The 15,737-nt window shown below is 62.3% G+C and carries 17 protein-coding genes; 7 read left to right on the forward strand and 10 right to left on the reverse strand.

What is annotated here, in order from left to right; all coding sequences use genetic code 11:
- Positions 1–27: 27 nt before the first annotated feature.
- Complete coding sequence (locus tag ACZ6WW_RS17280) at positions 28–741, reverse strand: pseudouridine synthase (protein ID WP_465275280.1); 714 nt, start codon at positions 739–741, stop codon at positions 28–30.
- Entirely contained in the window at positions 738–1,808 is a 1,071-nt protein-coding gene (locus tag ACZ6WW_RS17285) for a class I SAM-dependent methyltransferase (protein ID WP_465275281.1), read from the reverse strand. The genes ACZ6WW_RS17280 and ACZ6WW_RS17285 overlap by 4 nt, the downstream gene beginning before the upstream one ends.
- A 91-nt stretch (positions 1,809–1,899) precedes the next feature.
- Between ACZ6WW_RS17285 and ACZ6WW_RS17290 the strand changes: the two genes are divergently transcribed.
- From ACZ6WW_RS17290 to ACZ6WW_RS17305, 4 genes are all read left to right on the forward strand, one after another.
- Positions 1,900–2,562 carry a hypothetical protein gene (locus tag ACZ6WW_RS17290; RefSeq protein ID WP_465275282.1) on the forward strand — a complete coding sequence of 221 codons (663 nt, stop codon included), beginning with the start codon at positions 1,900–1,902 and terminating at the stop codon, positions 2,560–2,562.
- 123 nt (positions 2,563–2,685) lie between these two features.
- Positions 2,686–4,683 (forward strand): S1 family peptidase, encoded by a 1,998-nt coding sequence (locus ACZ6WW_RS17295; RefSeq protein ID WP_465275283.1) that lies wholly within the window; start codon positions 2,686–2,688, stop codon positions 4,681–4,683.
- Positions 4,684–4,867: 184 nt separating this feature from the next.
- Positions 4,868–6,115 (forward strand): TIGR03862 family flavoprotein, encoded by a 1,248-nt coding sequence (locus ACZ6WW_RS17300; protein ID WP_465275284.1) that lies wholly within the window; start codon positions 4,868–4,870, stop codon positions 6,113–6,115.
- A 111-nt stretch (positions 6,116–6,226) separates the two neighbouring features.
- On the forward strand, positions 6,227–7,219 hold the full coding sequence (locus ACZ6WW_RS17305) for an HDOD domain-containing protein (protein ID WP_465275285.1): 993 nt from the start codon (positions 6,227–6,229) through the stop codon (positions 7,217–7,219).
- A gap of 2 nt (positions 7,220–7,221) precedes the next feature.
- Here ACZ6WW_RS17305 and ACZ6WW_RS17310 read toward each other — a convergent pair whose 3' ends face one another.
- The 5 genes from ACZ6WW_RS17310 to ACZ6WW_RS17330 all read right to left on the reverse strand — a co-directional run bounded on the left by ACZ6WW_RS17310 (position 7,222) and on the right by ACZ6WW_RS17330 (position 10,407).
- Complete coding sequence (locus ACZ6WW_RS17310; RefSeq protein WP_465275286.1) at positions 7,222–7,464, reverse strand: hypothetical protein; 243 nt, start codon at positions 7,462–7,464, stop codon at positions 7,222–7,224.
- Positions 7,465–7,667: 203 nt separating this feature from the next.
- On the reverse strand, positions 7,668–8,660 hold the full coding sequence (locus tag ACZ6WW_RS17315; protein WP_465275287.1) for an LLM class flavin-dependent oxidoreductase: 993 nt from the start codon (positions 8,658–8,660) through the stop codon (positions 7,668–7,670).
- A gap of 41 nt (positions 8,661–8,701) precedes the next feature.
- Positions 8,702–8,911 carry an oxidoreductase-like domain-containing protein gene (locus tag ACZ6WW_RS17320; RefSeq protein WP_281849486.1) on the reverse strand — a complete coding sequence of 70 codons (210 nt, stop codon included), beginning with the start codon at positions 8,909–8,911 and terminating at the stop codon, positions 8,702–8,704.
- A 71-nt stretch (positions 8,912–8,982) separates the two neighbouring features.
- Entirely contained in the window at positions 8,983–9,753 is a 771-nt protein-coding gene (locus tag ACZ6WW_RS17325; RefSeq protein WP_465275288.1) for a class I SAM-dependent methyltransferase, read from the reverse strand.
- 93 nt (positions 9,754–9,846) lie between these two features.
- A complete protein-coding gene (locus ACZ6WW_RS17330; RefSeq protein ID WP_465275289.1) occupies positions 9,847–10,407 on the reverse strand; it encodes a 2'-5' RNA ligase family protein in 561 nt (186 codons plus the stop codon).
- Positions 10,408–10,698: 291 nt separating this feature from the next.
- Between ACZ6WW_RS17330 and ACZ6WW_RS17335 the strand changes: the two genes are divergently transcribed.
- From ACZ6WW_RS17335 to ACZ6WW_RS17345, 3 genes are all read left to right on the forward strand, one after another.
- Positions 10,699–11,124: a YciI family protein gene (locus tag ACZ6WW_RS17335; RefSeq protein ID WP_465275290.1), complete on the forward strand. Its 426-nt coding sequence runs from the start codon at positions 10,699–10,701 to the stop codon at positions 11,122–11,124.
- Positions 11,125–11,135: 11 nt separating this feature from the next.
- Positions 11,136–11,555, forward strand: coding sequence for a VOC family protein (locus ACZ6WW_RS17340; protein ID WP_465275291.1), 420 nt, complete (start codon positions 11,136–11,138; stop codon positions 11,553–11,555).
- A gap of 69 nt (positions 11,556–11,624) precedes the next feature.
- Positions 11,625–12,893 (forward strand): RNA polymerase sigma factor, encoded by a 1,269-nt coding sequence (locus tag ACZ6WW_RS17345; RefSeq protein WP_465275292.1) that lies wholly within the window; start codon positions 11,625–11,627, stop codon positions 12,891–12,893.
- Between the two features lie 153 nt (positions 12,894–13,046).
- Here the strand turns inward: ACZ6WW_RS17345 and ACZ6WW_RS17350 are convergent, their stop codons facing one another.
- The 3 genes from ACZ6WW_RS17350 to ACZ6WW_RS17360 form a co-directional block, all read right to left on the reverse strand.
- Positions 13,047–13,808, reverse strand: coding sequence for an ABC transporter permease (locus tag ACZ6WW_RS17350; RefSeq protein ID WP_465275293.1), 762 nt, complete (start codon positions 13,806–13,808; stop codon positions 13,047–13,049).
- A complete protein-coding gene (locus tag ACZ6WW_RS17355) occupies positions 13,805–14,770 on the reverse strand; it encodes an ABC transporter ATP-binding protein (protein ID WP_281849493.1) in 966 nt (321 codons plus the stop codon). The genes ACZ6WW_RS17350 and ACZ6WW_RS17355 overlap by 4 nt, the downstream gene beginning before the upstream one ends.
- A 124-nt stretch (positions 14,771–14,894) precedes the next feature.
- Complete coding sequence (locus ACZ6WW_RS17360) at positions 14,895–15,725, reverse strand: oxidoreductase (RefSeq protein ID WP_465275294.1); 831 nt, start codon at positions 15,723–15,725, stop codon at positions 14,895–14,897.
- Positions 15,726–15,737 lie beyond the last annotated feature (12 nt).

Consider the following 15,737-nt stretch of genomic DNA (forward strand, 5'->3'; position numbering starts at 1 on the left):
AGTGTAGCGCGGTGCTCGGGCGGTGGATCAGACCACCGGCGTACCGGCAAAAACTTTCGCTATCTCGGCTTCGGAGAGCATGCGCCACTCGCCGGCCGGCAACTCGTCGAGCTGCAAAGCGCCAACCGCTATGCGACGCAAGGCATCGACATGATTGCCGGTGGCCGCGAACATGCGCCTTACCTGGTGGTAGCGGCCCTCGGTCACGGTCAGCCGTGCCAGGCGTGGCTCAAGCACTTCGAGGCGTGCCGGCGCCAACGGCGTGGTTTCCGATTCGAGCATCAACGTACCGCTGGCGAAGAGCTCCGCTTCGTCGCCACGTAGATCCTGCGCCAACGTGGCTTCGTAGATCTTGGTGACTTCGGCGCGCGGCGAGATGATCCGATGCAGCAACGCACCATCGTCGGTAAACAACAACAAGCCTGAGGTATCGCGATCGAGGCGGCCTACCGTCGACAACGAGGGATCGCGCACGCGATAGCGCGGCGGCAGCAGATCGTAGACCACCCTGCCCTGGTCCTTGCGCGAGCAGGTAGCGCCCAGCGGCTTGTTCATCATCAACACCATGCCGACAGGCGGATCGAGCGGCTCGCCATCGATATGAACGTGTTCGTGCTCCACCTTGTCGTCGGCGTACAGCACTTCGCCAGCGGCATCCGTGACGCGGCCTTCGCGAAACATCCAGGCCACTTCCTTGCGACTGCCGTAGCCGAGATTGGCGATCAGCTTGACCAGTTTCATCGGCGCGCCCCGCGGGCTTCGATCACTTTGAATCCATCCTGCAACACGATCTGACGTACCTCTTGGAATCGTTCGGCCAGAATGGCCTCGTAGGGAAGGTGCCGGTTCGCCACCAGCCAGAAGCGTCCGTCACGCTCGAGCGCATCGGCGGCGACGCGGATAAATGCACGCCCCAACTCCGGCAGGTCGGCCTTGCCTTGATGGAATGGTGGGTTGCTCACGATCACGTCGTAGCGTCTGGGCAAGCCGCTGGTGACATCGTGCCAATGCAACGCAAACGGGATGACGGATGCGCGTTCGCGCATCGCAGCCTGCAGATTGCCGCGAGCCGGTTCCAGTGCTCGCGCTTCGGCTTCGAACAGATCGAGCGAGGTCACCGCGGTACAACGGGCTAATACCTGCGCGGACAAATAACCGTAGCCGGCACCGATATCGGCAACCCGACCGGCGAGGTCGGGCGGCAGATGTTCCGCAAGCAGGGCCGAGGCGATATCCACACGATCCCAGGCAAACAGGCCCGGCCGGCTGAGATAACCCGCCGTATTTTCGCGCGGCGTATCGAGCTCCAGCCAGTTCTCGCATAACGCAGCATCCGGGGTACTCGATTCGGGCAGCGTCCAGAACACCCGACATTTATGCTTGGACAGGCTGCCGATCGAACCGGCCAACTGGGCGAGATCGCTTTCGCCCGACTTGCCACCTTCGCTATTGGGCATGCAGGCAACCACGCGACCACCCGGCGCGGTCAAGGTCAAGGCGCGGGCGAACAGTGCCCGCGCCTCGTCACGTTGACGTGGTGGGAGCAGCAGCACCAGCGAAAAGCGTTCTTCCGGATCAGGGGTGCCTACCGCTAACCGGCTGCGCTCCAACGCGTCCGCAAACGGCTTGAAACTCTGCTCGCACAGCCACCCCGGCTTAGCCATCTCGCGCAAGGCAAACCCGTCGCGCGCGCGCAGAAACAGCACGCGACCATCCTCCGGCAAGCGCACAGCGCCGGTGTGGAAAGGAACGAACAAGGCATCCAAGGCCACATCGGATGCGGCAGCGGAGAAAGCAACAGCAGTCACGCCGGGCGTCCAGACTGGGAAAACGCCGGCATTTTAGCCGTGTTGAGCTGCGATGAGGGATTTTGCCGGCATGTTGCGCTAACGTCTTCCCATGCACGCCCGTTTCGTCCCCTTGTCGTTTGCTGCCCTGCTTGCCGCTTGCCAGCCCGCGCCATCGGCTCCCCTTGGGCCAGTCGACCCGCATGGTTTTGCCGGGTCGTATCGCAAGGGCGCCGAGTGGCTGGATATCGGTCCTTCGGGCGACGCCTATTGGGTCAGCATCGAAAGCGTCGATCACCGCAATGCCTGCCGGTTCGTCGGCCATGCGGTGCGCGACGACGACGGCCTGAAAATCTCACTGGACGCCTGGCGCCCCGGCGCCAGCCTGTTGCTGCAACACGCGGGCAATGGGCTGGTCGATATCCGGCCGGCCGATGACGACGATGCCTTCGACCCCGGGTATTTCTGTCGCGGTGGTGCCTCCCTGGCCGGCCACTACAGCCGGATCACCCCGCCGGCCTATCGGCGTGGCCATATCGTGCAGGCGGACGGCGAGGTGCTGTTCCAGCCTTGCGGTTCGCGCCTGAGCTATCTGCTGGCGCCACCACTTGATCAGGCGTTATCGGCGACCACCGCGCCAGTCGAGCTGGCCGTCACGGTGGCTGTCACGAACGACCTTGCCGGCCATGCCGGTCGCTATGCCGCATCGGCGACGCTACCCACCAACGCCTCCGCGCCAGACGATTGCCCCCTTTCCGCCTTTCCAACGAAATAACCTGCCCAACCATGACCTCGGAGCTATACGAGCGCGGGCCTATCCCCGCCTCGCTGTGGCTTGGATACACTCAGCGCCAGGGCGGGGCGTTACCGCTCGATACGACTTAGGGGACAAGGAACGATGAGGCAGGCAGGCAAAGGGTTGGCGCGCCGGATAGCGCCATGGATCGGTATCGCTATCGCGCTGGGCATGAATGCGCACGCGGCCACATTGGACCCTGCGGTGCTGCCCAAGGTGCAGGCCGCCACGTTCGAGGTGGTGATTCCCAAGCCCGTCAACGATCCGCTGAGCTACGAAAAGCCGCTGCCGCTGGATCAATTGCCATTCCAGTTTCGCAACGACAAGTATTTCTCGATCGGCACGGCGTTCGCCCTGGGCGATCATCGCTATGCCACGGCCGCGCATGTGCTTGATGTCGGTATGGGCAGCCTGATGGGCGTTCCCGCGCTGCGCGATGCCAGCGGCAAGGTTTATGCGATCGACAAGATCGTCAAGTTTTCGCGTGAGCAGGACTTCGTGGTGTTCACGCTCAAGGATGCGCCCAACACATCGGCGCTCGATACCAACACCTCGCCCGATATGAACGACGTGGTGTATGCGGTGGGCAACGCGCTGGGCACGGGCGTGGTGATCCGCGACGGCCTCTACACCTCCAACACGCCCGAGGAACAGGACGGGCGCTGGAAGTGGATGCGCTTCTCCGCGGCCGCGTCGCCCGGCAACAGCGGTGGCCCGCTGCTGGACAAGAACGGCAAGATCATCGGTATCGTGCTGATGAAGTCGCCCGGTGAAAATCTCAACTACGCGTTGCCGATCGACCACATCCTGAAGGCGCCGGACAATCTGGCCGAAGTCGACACGCGCGTGACCTATCAGCTCGACGTGCTCGACAGCACCAAGACGTCGAACTTCAAGACGCAATTTGCGCTGCCCAAATCCTTCCAGGATTTCACCACGGCGTATCAGACGCAGTTCAATGCGTCGATCGACAAGCAACTGGCCGATCTGCTCAAGGAAAATCACGACAACCTGTTCCCGATTGGCAGCGGCTCGAATCAGCTCTTGCACAGCAGCTCGAACATGGACCCGTTCCCCACGCTGATCGTGCGTGGCGAGAACGGCGTGTGGTCGTTCGCGCGACGCAATATCCATAAGGAAACCCTGGGCAACAATGGCTTCATCACCACCGGCGTGGCCGGGCACGAAGCGCTGATCCATCTGCGCAAGCCGGACAACGTCAGCGCAAAGCAGCTCTACGGCGATCCGAAGCTGATGATGGATCTGCTCCTCAAAGGCCTGCCGATGCAGCGCGCAGTCGGCTCGGACAAGATCAAGATCACTTCGCTAGGCAAGCCGAGCGAGGATTCGACCTTCACCGATGCCTATCAGCGTCAGTGGCAAGTGCGGATCTGGCCGGTGGCGTATGAAGACAGCATCCTGATCACCTTTGCGCTGCCGGTACCTGACGGCTACGTGATGATGATGCGTTCGACGCATCCGGGCCATAGCTACGACGATATCCTGGACCTGCGCGCGCTCACCAACTTCTTCGATGTGTCCTATAGCGGCACGCTGGCGCAGTGGAAGGATTATCTGCAGCAGAAGACCTGGCTGCCGGCGGCGCTGAAGAATATCGACATCGATTTCGACTATGCGCACAACTTCAAATATCACTCCAAGCGCGTCAGCTTCAATTACACGCCGGACCTGCAGAAAATCGATCAGGACAGCCAGCTGGTACTCGGCTTTTCCTACTTCAAGGACGGCGAGCGGGTGGTCTGGGACGTCTCCGACGTGATGGTCAAGGCCAATATCGAGAACGACGAGCTGGTCCGCGTTAATCGCCATATCGCACCATCCGAAGATCTGGACAACAGCTTCCAGAGCTACTGGAAAAAGGTGCTGCATCGCGATCATCCGGATGACGGCTCGGCATACAACGAAGACGATATGACCTTTATCAGCATGGTCGGTGGTGCGCCTGAGAAGACCGCCATCGAGGCCAAGCCCTCCGTGCTCTACACCGCCTCCTACGGTGCCGAAGGCTCGCGCCCGCAGGATGCGATGAAGGGCAAGCTGGATCTGCTGATGCGCAATTTGCAAGTCAACGAGCACTGAACCCACCTACCCGTCACCCCGGCGCACGCCGGGGTCTAGCGCCTTACGCTTCAACGTACGAAAGACGCTGGGCCCCGGCCTTCGCCGGGGCGACGATGGACACTGAGGTTGTTTGCGGCGCCTCGCATCGCAAGACGACAACGGCGATACTTCACCGATTGTCTCGCCGGTAGTCGCTCGCGCCATGTCCTCATCGCCTCCCAAGCTTGCCGTGATCGGTGGCGGCCCTGCCGGCCTGATGGCGGCTGAAGTCGCGTGCGCGGCGGGTATCGCGGTCGACCTCTACGAGGGCAAAGGCTCGGTCGGACGCAAATTTCTGCTCGCCGGCAAGGGTGGCATGAACCTCACCCATAGCGAGCCGGCGGTGGATTTCGTCCAACGTTACGGCGCACGCGCCAACGAAGTCGGTCACTGGCTGGATAGCTTCGACGCCGATGCATTGCGCGCATGGGCAGCCACGCTCGGCATCGACACCTTTGTTGGCAGTTCCGGGCGCGTCTTCCCCAGCGACATGAAAGCCGCGCCACTGCTTCGCAGCTGGGTGCATCGATTGCGCGAGCAAGGCGTGCGCTTTCATGTGCAGCATCGCTGGCTGGGCTGGAACGATGCAGGCGTCCTGCGTTTTGCCACGCCCATGGGCGAGCAGGCTATCGATGCCGACGCGGTGGTGCTTGCGTTGGGCGGCGGTAGCTGGCCGCAGCTCGGGTCCGATGGCGCGTGGCAGCCCTGGCTGGCCGAGCGCGGGGTCGACATCGATCCGCTCAAGCCGTCCAACTGCGGCTTCGATATCGGCTGGAGCGATTTCCTCGCCACGCGCCATGCTGGTGCACCGCTGAAACCCGTGGTCGCCCATTGGCACGATGCGCAAGGTAGCGAGCACGCGCGCCAGGGCGAATGCGTGGTGACTGCCACCGGCATCGAAGGCAGCCTTATCTACGCGCTATCGGCTACCTTGCGCGACGCCATCGCGCGTGACGGCCAAACCATGCTTTGGCTGGATCTGGCGCCGGATCGACCGCTGGAGCGTCTGCATCAGGACCTGGCCAAGCCGCGTGGCAGGCGAAGCCTGAGCGAGCATCTGCGTCGCCACGCCGGCATCGGCGGGGTCAAGAGCGCCCTGCTCCACGAAGTTCTGGATCAGCATGGCTTAAACGATCCAGCTCAACTGGCCCAGGCGATAAAACGCCTGCCGTTAACGCTCAAGCGCGCGCGCCCCTTGGCCGAAACCATCAGCAGCGGCGGCGGCGTTCGACTTGAAGCCGTGGACGCCCACCTGATGACCCAGCGCCTGCCAGGGGTTTTCTGTGCCGGCGAAATGCTCGACTGGGAAGCACCGACGGGCGGGTACCTGCTGACCGCCTGCATGGCCAGTGGCCGCCTCGCCGGCCAGGGTGCCGCCCGCTGGCTGCGACGCAGCAAATCGGGAGTGTGAACCAGCCTACATTTTTGTTGCAGCCTGCCGATCTTAGAAGCAACGACAAGGGGGCGGGCGATGGGTTTTTGGGCGAGGCTATTTGGGGGTAGACCGGCGGTCGCACCAAGCGTGCGCCTCGCACAAACGGTGTCGCTTGCCGCCTCCACGCCGCGTTCCGAGCCCAGGACCTCAACCGAAGCACCGATCGAGGCCGTCTCCGCCGCTTACGTCGAGGACCGCTTCTTCCGTTTCGTTTTCAGCTTGCCCGCGTCCGAAGACATCGCTCCCTGCGATCAGGAACTGCAGGCGCTGCAGCGCCTGGACGATATCTGCGGGGGCGACCGCTATGACGTACGCACTCTGCCGCGCATGCCCACGGTGCTGCCGCAGTTGCTGCGGGCCCTGAAGAACGACGACGTCAACGGCGCAAAACTGGCAGAGCTGATCGGGCGCGACCCGGTGCTGGTCGGCGAGATCATGCGTGTCATCGGCAGCGTGGCGTACCGCGCGGTGCAACCGATCACGAGCCTGCAACATGCGGTGGTGCTGCTGGGCCAGATCGGCCTGCGCCAAGTAGTATCGATGCACGTGATGAAGCCGATCCTGCTGGCCAGCGCCGGCATGTTCGGCCAGGTAGCGGGGCAACGGTTGTGGGATCACGCCGAGCGCTGCGCGCACGCCGCGGTTTATCTGAGCAAAGGCCTGTGCGACCCGTTCGAGGCGCATCTGGCCGGACTGGTAAGCAATACCGGCATCGGCGCCGTAGCGCGCGCACTGGACAAGGAATTAAGCGGCTCGCTTACCGTCTACACACCGCAATTCATTGCCAATGCGGCACGCATCGCCGCCGAACTGACCCTGCAGGCGGCACGCTACTGGGAGCTGCCTGCCAACGTATTGGAAGCCCTGGGTGAACGCGGCGTCGCCACGCTGCCGATGAGCCAGGTTCTGCACGCCGCCAATCTTGCCGCGATGGTGGAACTGATGGGCGAACACCAGGCCATCGATCCGCAGATCGCCATCGAAGCCGAGGGTGCGGGACGATTCACGCCCTTACAGCTGGCCCGCTGCCGGCAGGACCTTCAGCGCCACTTCGTTACGGTCGAACCGACCTACGTATAAAGCTAAATCACGACGGCGTTGCCGTCCTTGTCTTCGACGTGCAGACCCAGGGCAATCAGTCGTAGAAACTTAAAAGCCAGCAAAATGGCTTTTTCGTTGCTGTCTGCAAAAATGCGTTCGTCTTCGCAAAGCAATGGTGCAAACGATACGTTGCAATAGAAGTGACCGCATTCGGAGACATGTGCATCCGAGATGCGAATCGAGCATGGCTTCCTGCTGTATTCGTCACACAGAAACGCATCCATGGCGTAAACCATCCTGCCCACAGCCGTCATCTCGTTACCTGGACCAGGCACATGAGATGCCGAAACTTTGCTTTCAGCTATAGGAAGTCTTCGAAATTGTGATTCCTGCCTTCGCAGGTGTTACCGGGTACCCATCCTGGGTGTGATAAACATCAACATTCGACTTGCCAAACCCGGCTTTCCATACTCACGTAAAGCGCCCGTCAGGCCGCCAATGCGTCACGCACACCGGCTGCGATTTCATAAGAGCGGCACCTTGCCGCATGATCGAACACGTTGGTGGTGATCATCAGCTCATCGGGCTGATGCCGTGAAATGAAGGCCGACAGGCCCTCGCGTACGGTCGACTCGTCACCTACCACGGCACAGGCAAGCGCATGTTCGACGCCATATTTCTCCGTTGGCGTCCAATACGACTCGATATCGTCGATCGGCGGCGGAATCAGACCCGGCTGACCGCGCCGCAGGTTGATGAAACTTTGCTGCTGCGTGGTGAACAGACGGCGCGCCTCGCTATTGCTGCCGGCCGCGACCACGTTGATGCCGAGCATCGCATACGGTTTCGCCAGCCGTGCGGAGGGGCGGAAATAACGGCGATAGAGCTCCAGGGCTTCGTCCATGGCATCGGGTGCGAAATGCGAGGCGAAGGCAAATGGCAGCCCGAGGGCGGCCGAAAGCTTGGCGCTGAACAGGCTCGAACCCAGCAGCCACACCGGTACGTCGACGCCGGCACCCGGAACGGCACGTACCGGCTGACCCGGCGTCGCCGGCTCGAAGTACGCCAGGAGTTCGTTGACATCCTGCGGGAACGCATCGGCGCTATCGAAATAGCGGCGCAGCGCCCGTGCGGTCGCATGGTCGGTGCCCGGCGCACGCCCCAGGCCAAGGTCGATGCGCCCGGGGTAGAGCGACGCCAGCGTGCCGAATTGTTCGGCCACCTGCAGCGGCGAATGATTGGGCAGCATGATGCCGCCGGCGCCAACGCGAATGCTGGAGGTACCTCCAGCGACATAACCGATCAACACCGACGTCGCCGCGCTGGCGATGCCCGGCATATTGTGATGCTCGGCCAGCCAGTAACGCTGATAACCGAGCCGCTCGGCGCGTCGCGCCAGGTCGAGGCTGCGCGCAAATGCCTCGGTGGCATGGCTGCCTTCGGTAATCGGCGCCAAATCAAGTACGGAAAACGGGATCATGCTGCGTCCTCGATCGTGAAGACCCCAACATGGGGACCGCTTCACCGATTGCCAGCCCCTTGCGCGGGCGAATCGTCGGCAGCATCCGGGTGTCGCAGCTGCCATTGCGCGAGTTCGTCGCGATAGCGCTGCAATGCGGTCTCATAGATGTCGAAGATGCAGGGCACACAGCCCTCGCCACAGCAATCGCCGGCGTCAGGCTCGACCGGTGGCTTCGGTGGCGGGTCGTTATCGAATGACGTCAAGGGCATGGCGCTTAGCATAGGCGCCGAGAGGGCGGTCGCCAAACCGTGCCGGCGACCGCTCATGCATCATGCGCAACTCACGTGCGCGGCTTGCGGAACCGATAAATAAACTGATCGGTATGACCGCGTATGGTTTTGTCGAACACCTTCAGCGTATGGTCGTCGGCCGGGTTGCGCAGCACACTGCTTTCACCGTCGAACACAAAACCGGCTGCTTCGACCTGCTTCTTCACGATCGCCGGATCGATGCGATGCAAGGTATCGGTGTCCTGCATGCCGGTACCGGCCGGTGCGACGTGATCGATGATCACAAACAGGCCGCCGGGCTTGAGCGCGGCAAACACCTGCTTGTTGAACTTGGCCATGTCGACCTTGCCCATGAACGCATCGGGATAGTCGTGATAGTTCTGCGCCGTGAACACCAGATCGACCGGCTCGGGACTGCTGAGCTGCGCGGCGGGCTGGTTGAGCACGCTGACGTTCTTGTAATGCGCGTCGGCCAGCAGCGCTCGCGAGGCGGTCACACCCTCGGTATCTTCCTTGGCGTACTCGTCCGGCCAGACCAGGAAGACATGTCCCTGCGCGCCGACGGCCGCGCTGAACACGCGCGTGAAATAGCCCTTGCCGGGAATCAGCTCCATCACCTTCTGACCTGGTTTGACGTCGGCAAATGCCATGACATCGGCCACTTTGCGGCGTGCATCGTCAGCCTTGTCGGCCTGGCGCGCCGGATCGTTGACCGCATCGGTAATCGACGCGGGAGCTGTCACCGCGGACGGTGCGGTTTGTGCGCACAGTGGGGCAGCTGCAAGCGATAGTGCCAACACGAGCAGAGTGGACGAGCGCATGGGTGACTCCGTAGCGGAAAGGGTGATGGCCGTTCGATTGTGCGCTTGCGCCTGCTCGTTCTCCATAGGCCAGAAAGGCCGAAAACGATTACCTCAGGAGTGACCTGTGCTGCCCCATTCGCCCAGCACGCGATAGTCGCGTTCGCCGACGATGCTGTGGATCAACGCGTAGCCTTCCACCCGCCACAGGATCGGTTCGATCTGGGCGATGTCCGGCACGGTGCCATGGCTGTAACCAAGGGTTACATGCGGCGTAAAACTGCCCACGCCCACATGGTTGCCGGCCCCGGCCAGGATCAGCGCCTGGCGCAGGTCGCGCCAGAGCGCCTGCATCTCCGGCGGCGTCTCCGAACCGCGCAACACACAGGGCGGCTGACGGCCCCGGAAGCCGGCCAGATAATCCAGCGTCCACTCGAACCGACGCGGACCAACCTTGTCGCCTGCAGCCTTGGCGGCGTCCACCACGTCCTGTCGCCACAAGGGAAAGTCGCCAAGAAAGTGCAGCGTCGCGTGATAACGATCGGGCACGACCCAGCGGGCACGGATCGGCTGGTCCCGGCGCAGGGTTTCCGCGGCCCGGGCAAAGCGCTGGCGCGCCACCTCATCGGGCAGGAGCGCAAAGAACAGACGGTGGATCTGAGCCTCCTCCGGCATAGTGCCGCCAAGGAGGTCCATTTGGGGGAGTTGCGGTACGTTGCGTCGTGTCGCCATAGCGCCAGAAATCACATGGGCGGCTCCGCGCCGCCAGCCGGTAAAGCCGCACTATACGAGACAGCGCATGCCTGGCGCTCGTCCCGAGGCGACTTGCAGTGCATCCATGTCACAAATCCCGAGGGTCGCGTACTAAGAATTTTTCCCGCGGCTGTCGATTCGGGCGGATCTCATTCGTCAAACCGATAAGAGCGAGCAAAAGGCCGCTCCCTGCTCACTGACGGAGATACCGCAATGCGATTCATGGTGATGATCAAAGCCGACAAGAACACCGAGGCCGGCGTCATGCCCAACGCGGAACTGCTGGCCGAGATGGGCCGGTACAACGAGGAGCTGGTTCGTGCGGGCGTGCTGCTTGCAGCCGAAGGCCTGCAGCCCACCGCCAAGGGGGCGCGGGTCCGTTTCTCCGGCAAAGAGCGCACCGTGATCGACGGTCCGTTTGCCGAGACCAAGGAATTGCTGGCCGGCTTCTGGCTGATCCAGGTCAAATCGCTCGAAGAGGCGATCGAATGGGTCAAGCGCTGCCCCAACCCGCTTGAGGGCGAACCCGAAATCGAAATCCGCCGCGTTTTCGAGGCGGATGATTTTGGCACCGAATTCACCCCGGAACTGCGCGATCAGGAAGAACGCCTGCGCGCCCAACTCGCTACCAAACACTGAGGAGACCACCCGTGATCGTGAATGCTTACCTGATGTTCAATGGCCAGTGCGAAGAGGCCTTCCGTTTCTACGAGCGCTGCCTGGGCGGCAAGCTGGAGTTGATCATTCGTTATGCCGACATGCCCGAGTGTGCAGGCATGGACGAAGCCACCGGCAAGAAAATCGCCCATGTCCGCCTGGCCGTGGACGGTTCCATGCTGATGGGTTCGGACGCGGGCGACCCAACCCAGACATGGGAAGGCCACAAGGGCTTTTTCGTCTGCATCAATACCAAGGATCCGGATCAGGCGGAGAAGATCTTCAATGCCCTTTCCGAGCAGGCCCGCGCCATCATGATGCCGCTCGCAAAGACCTCCTGGTCGGAAAGATACGGTCAGCTGGCCGACCGTTACGGTGTGGAATGGATGGTCAACTGCGATACGCACGACTGAGCCGGTGGCCCTGGCGATCCTATCGGGCGGCCTTGCGCCGCCCGTGTCGACCTGCTGTGATCCCCGGCCATGACGTCGACCGATATCCATCGCAGTATCGACGCGCTGTGGCGCATCGAATCGCCACGGCTGATCGCCGGCCTCGCGCGCATGGTGCGCGACGTCGGCGTGGCCGAGGAACTGGCCCATGACGCGCTGGTCACCGCGCTCGAACAATGGCCGGTCACCGGCGTTCCCGACCAGCCCGGCGCCTGGCTGATGACCACCGCCAAGCGGCGCGCCATCGACATGCTGCGCCGCAAGGCGCTGCATGCGCGCAAAGAGCACGAGCTCACCCGCGAAATCGAAGAACAGATGGAGATGAGCGGCGCCTCGCCCGAAGCGGTCGCCGACGATCCGATCGGCGACGACCTGCTGCGGCTGATCTTTGTCGCCTGCCATCCGGTGCTGTCGACCGAAGCACGCGTCGCCCTCACCCTGCGTCTGCTCGGCGGCCTCACTACCGAAGAAATCGCCCGCGCGTATCTCACACCCGAGCCGACCATTGCGCAGCGCATCGTGCGCGCCAAGCGCACCCTGAGCGAGAAGAACATCCCGTTCGAAGTACCGCGCGGTGCAGAGCTCAACGAACGCCTGGACTCAGTACTGGAAGCGATCTACCTGATCTTCAACGAGGGCTACACCGCTACGGCCGGCGATGATTTGATGCGTCCGGCCCTGTGTGAAGACGCCATGCGGCTGGGCCGCATGCTTGCGCAACTGATGCCGCGGGAGCCGGAAGTGCACAGCCTGGTCGCGCTGATGGAGCTGCAGGCATCGCGCACCGGCGCCCGCATCAAGCCCTCGGGCGAGCCGGTGTTGTTGATGGACCAGGACCGTAGCCGCTGGGACCAGCTATTGATCCGCCGTGGCCTGGCGTCGTTGGAACATGCCGGCAAGTTGGGCGGCGATATCGGGCCGTACGCGTTGCAGGCAGCAATCGCCGCGTGTCATGCACGCGCCGCTGCCGCCGAAGATACGGATTGGCGCCGGATTGCCCTGCTTTATGGCCTTCTCGGCCGAGTCTCGCCTTCGCCGGTGGTCGAACTCAACCGGGCGGTGGCGATGAGCATGGCCTTCGGCCCGGCGACGGGGCTTGCCCTGGTCGACAAGCTGGTCGACGAACCGGCGCTGCGCAAGTACCACCTGCTGCCGACGGTACGCGGAGACTTGCTGGAGAAGCTGGGGCGGCATGCCGAAGCGCGCGAGGAGTTTGTTCGTGCAGCCGATATGACGGCCAATGCGCGGGAGCGGCAGTTATTGTTGGAGCGGGCTACGCGTTGCGTGCCGTCGATCTAAGTTGCCGCGATAAGCACGAACCGAAGTCACTGGATCCCGGCCTACGCCGGGATGACGGCTTAGGAAAGTTAACTTTAATGTGCCGCCACCCACCTATTCGTCATCCCGGCGCAGGCCGGGATCCAGTGGCTGCGGTTTCAGGCTATGGCGAAATCACGACCGCAACTTGTACCCGGTCTTGAATATCCACCACACAATGCCAAGGCAGATCAACAAGAACGCAAACGTCATCGCCGCGCTCACCACCACGTTCACATCCGACACGCCGTAGAAACTCCAGCGGAAGCCGTTGATCAGATACACCACCGGATTGAACAAGGTGATCTTCTGCCAGATCGGCGGCAGCATCTTGATCGAGTAAAAACTGCCGCCGAGAAATGTAAGCGGCGTGATCACCATCAACGGGATCACCTGCAGTTTCTGGAAATCGTCCGCCCACAGGCCGATGATGAAACCGAACAAGCTGAAGGTCACCGCGGTCAGCAGCAAGAACGCCACCATCCACACCGGATGGGCGATCTCGTAAGGCACGAACAAACGCGCGGTCACCAGGATCAGCAAACCCAACATCATCGACTTGGTTGCCGCCGCACCGACATAGCCCAGTATCACCTCGATATACGACACCGGTGCCGAGAGCAGCTCGTAGATCGTCCCGGCCCACTTGGGCATGTAGATGCCGAATGAGGCATTGGAGACGCTCTCGTTCAACAGCGACAGCATGATCAGACCGGGAATGATGTAGGCACCGTAACTGACGCCATCGATATGCCCCATGCGCGAACCGATCGCCGCACCAAACACGACGAAGTACAACGACGTGGACAATACCGGCGATGCGATGCTCTGCATCAGCGTGCGGAACGTGCGCGCCATCTCAAAGCGATAGATCGCCGCAATACCGTAGACATTCATGCGCGCGACCTCACCAGGCTGACGAAGATATCTTCCAGCGAACTCTCGCTCGAATGCAGGTCCTTGAAATCCACCCCTTGCTCGCTCAATCGCCGCAGCAAGGGTGCGATACCCGTGTCCTCGCCTTGCGTGTCGAAGGTGTAGACCAGCGAATGCCCGTTCTCGCTCAACTCCAGCGGCAGGTCGCCCAGGGTCGCGGGAATAGCTTCCAGCGGTGTCTGCAGGTGCAAGGTCAACTGCTTCTTGCCCAGCTTGCGCATCAACACATGCTTGTCTTCCACCAGGATCAGCTCGCCCTTGCTGATCACGCCCACGCGGTCGGCCATCTCCTCGGCCTCCTCGATGTAGTGCGTGGTGAGAATGATCGTGACACCGGCATCGCGCAACCGGCGGACCATCTGCCACATGTCGTGACGCAGCTCGACGTCCACACCGGCGGTGGGCTCGTCCAGAAACAGAATCTGCGGTTCATGCGCCAGCGCCTTGGCGATCAGGACGCGGCGTTTCATGCCTCCGGAAAGCGCCATGATCTTGCTGTCGCGCTTTTCCCATAGCGACAGGTCGCGCAGCACTTTTTCCAGATGTGCGGGGTTCGGCGCCTTGCCGAACAACCCGCGGCTGAACCGAACGGTCGCCCACACGGTTTCGAACGCATCCGTATGCAGCTCCTGCGGCACCAGGCCGATCTTGCTGCGAGCGGCGCGATATTCACGAGCGATATCGTGGCCGTCGGCCAGCACCTGCCCGCTGCTGGCGTTGACGATGCCGCAGATAATGCTGATCAGCGTCGTCTTGCCGGCGCCGTTGGGTCCGAGCAAGGCAAAAATCTCCCCGCGCCGAATGTCCAGGTCGATCTGCTTGAGCGCCTGGAACCCGCTGGCGTAGGTCTTGCTGAGCTTGGAGACGGAAACGATCGGTGGCGCGACCGATGAATGATCTGACGATCCGGTAACTGGCGGCATTCCTGGGGGTCCCATCGTGGCTTGCACCGCCCAGGCATGCGGCCGAATTGCCCGCGTTCAAGCCCACGGCAGCGAATGCCCGCCATTCTCGCGGGCATTCGCCAGCCTGGGCAACGGCTTTGGGCTATGCCGAGGGATAGTCCGCCGAAACGCTCAGCTCACGCCATTGACGATCGGAGGCCATACGAGCCAGATCGGTCTGCTCGGCATAGTTGACCGCATCGGCTCCAAGTAACAGGCGCAACGGCGGAGCATCCATCGCGGCGATCTGCAACATGATCTGCGCGGCACGCACGGGATCGCCCTTCTGCTTGCCGCTGGAGTCGCGCACGAAACGCGTGAGTTCATTGACGCTCGTGTAATCGGGATGGTTCTCGAAGACCCGCATCGAGTCACCCGCCCAATCGGTACGAAAGCCGCCCGGCTCGATGATCGTCACCTTGATACCCAGCGGGCCGACCTCCTTGGCCAGCACCTCGGAGAACCCTTCCACGCCCCACTTTGCGGTCTGGTAGGCACCAATACCTGGCGAACCGATACGGCCACCGATCGAGGATATCTGCAGGACATGACCCGAGCGCTGCTTGCGCAATTGCGGCAGTGCCGCACGCGTGACATTGACCACGCCAAACAGATTGGTTTCTATCTGCGCGCGAAAATCATCTTCGGGCGTGTCCTCGATCGACCCCATATTGCCGTAGCCCGCATTGTTGACAAGCACGTCGATACGGCCGAACGCCTCCACCGCGCTGGCGATGGCCCGACGTGCCGCTTCCGCGTCGGTGACATCGAGCGACAGCGTTCGCATCTGTTCGGGATAACGCTGCTGCAGATCGCTCAATTGTTCAGGCTTGCGTGCCGTGGCAACCAGACGTGCGCCACTCTCCAATACGGCTTCGGCGAGCGCGCGACCCAGGCCGCGTGAGCTGCCGGTAATGAACCAGACTTGTGACATGGAAAACTCTCC

The sequence above is a fragment of the Dyella sp. NPDC103356 genome (assembly GCF_055584465.1).

Coding starts and splice junctions, on each gene's coding strand:
- ACZ6WW_RS17280 (WP_465275280.1), bottom strand. CDS start 741: ATGAAACTGGTCAAGCTGATCGCCAATCTCGGCTACGGCAGTCGCAAG.
- ACZ6WW_RS17290 (WP_465275282.1), top strand. CDS start 1,900: ATGCACGCCCGTTTCGTCCCCTTGTCGTTTGCTGCCCTGCTTGCCGCT.
- ACZ6WW_RS17295 (WP_465275283.1), top strand. CDS start 2,686: ATGAGGCAGGCAGGCAAAGGGTTGGCGCGCCGGATAGCGCCATGGATC.
- ACZ6WW_RS17300 (WP_465275284.1), top strand. CDS start 4,868: ATGTCCTCATCGCCTCCCAAGCTTGCCGTGATCGGTGGCGGCCCTGCC.
- ACZ6WW_RS17310 (WP_465275286.1), bottom strand. CDS start 7,464: ATGGATGCGTTTCTGTGTGACGAATACAGCAGGAAGCCATGCTCGATT.
- ACZ6WW_RS17315 (WP_465275287.1), bottom strand. CDS start 8,660: ATGATCCCGTTTTCCGTACTTGATTTGGCGCCGATTACCGAAGGCAGC.
- ACZ6WW_RS17320 (WP_281849486.1), bottom strand. CDS start 8,911: ATGCCCTTGACGTCATTCGATAACGACCCGCCACCGAAGCCACCGGTC.
- ACZ6WW_RS17325 (WP_465275288.1), bottom strand. CDS start 9,753: ATGCGCTCGTCCACTCTGCTCGTGTTGGCACTATCGCTTGCAGCTGCC.
- ACZ6WW_RS17330 (WP_465275289.1), bottom strand. CDS start 10,407: ATGCCGGAGGAGGCTCAGATCCACCGTCTGTTCTTTGCGCTCCTGCCC.
- ACZ6WW_RS17335 (WP_465275290.1), top strand. CDS start 10,699: ATGCGATTCATGGTGATGATCAAAGCCGACAAGAACACCGAGGCCGGC.
- ACZ6WW_RS17345 (WP_465275292.1), top strand. CDS start 11,625: ATGACGTCGACCGATATCCATCGCAGTATCGACGCGCTGTGGCGCATC.
- ACZ6WW_RS17350 (WP_465275293.1), bottom strand. CDS start 13,808: ATGAATGTCTACGGTATTGCGGCGATCTATCGCTTTGAGATGGCGCGC.
- ACZ6WW_RS17355 (WP_281849493.1), bottom strand. CDS start 14,770: ATGCCGCCAGTTACCGGATCGTCAGATCATTCATCGGTCGCGCCACCG.
- ACZ6WW_RS17360 (WP_465275294.1), bottom strand. CDS start 15,725: ATGTCACAAGTCTGGTTCATTACCGGCAGCTCACGCGGCCTGGGTCGC.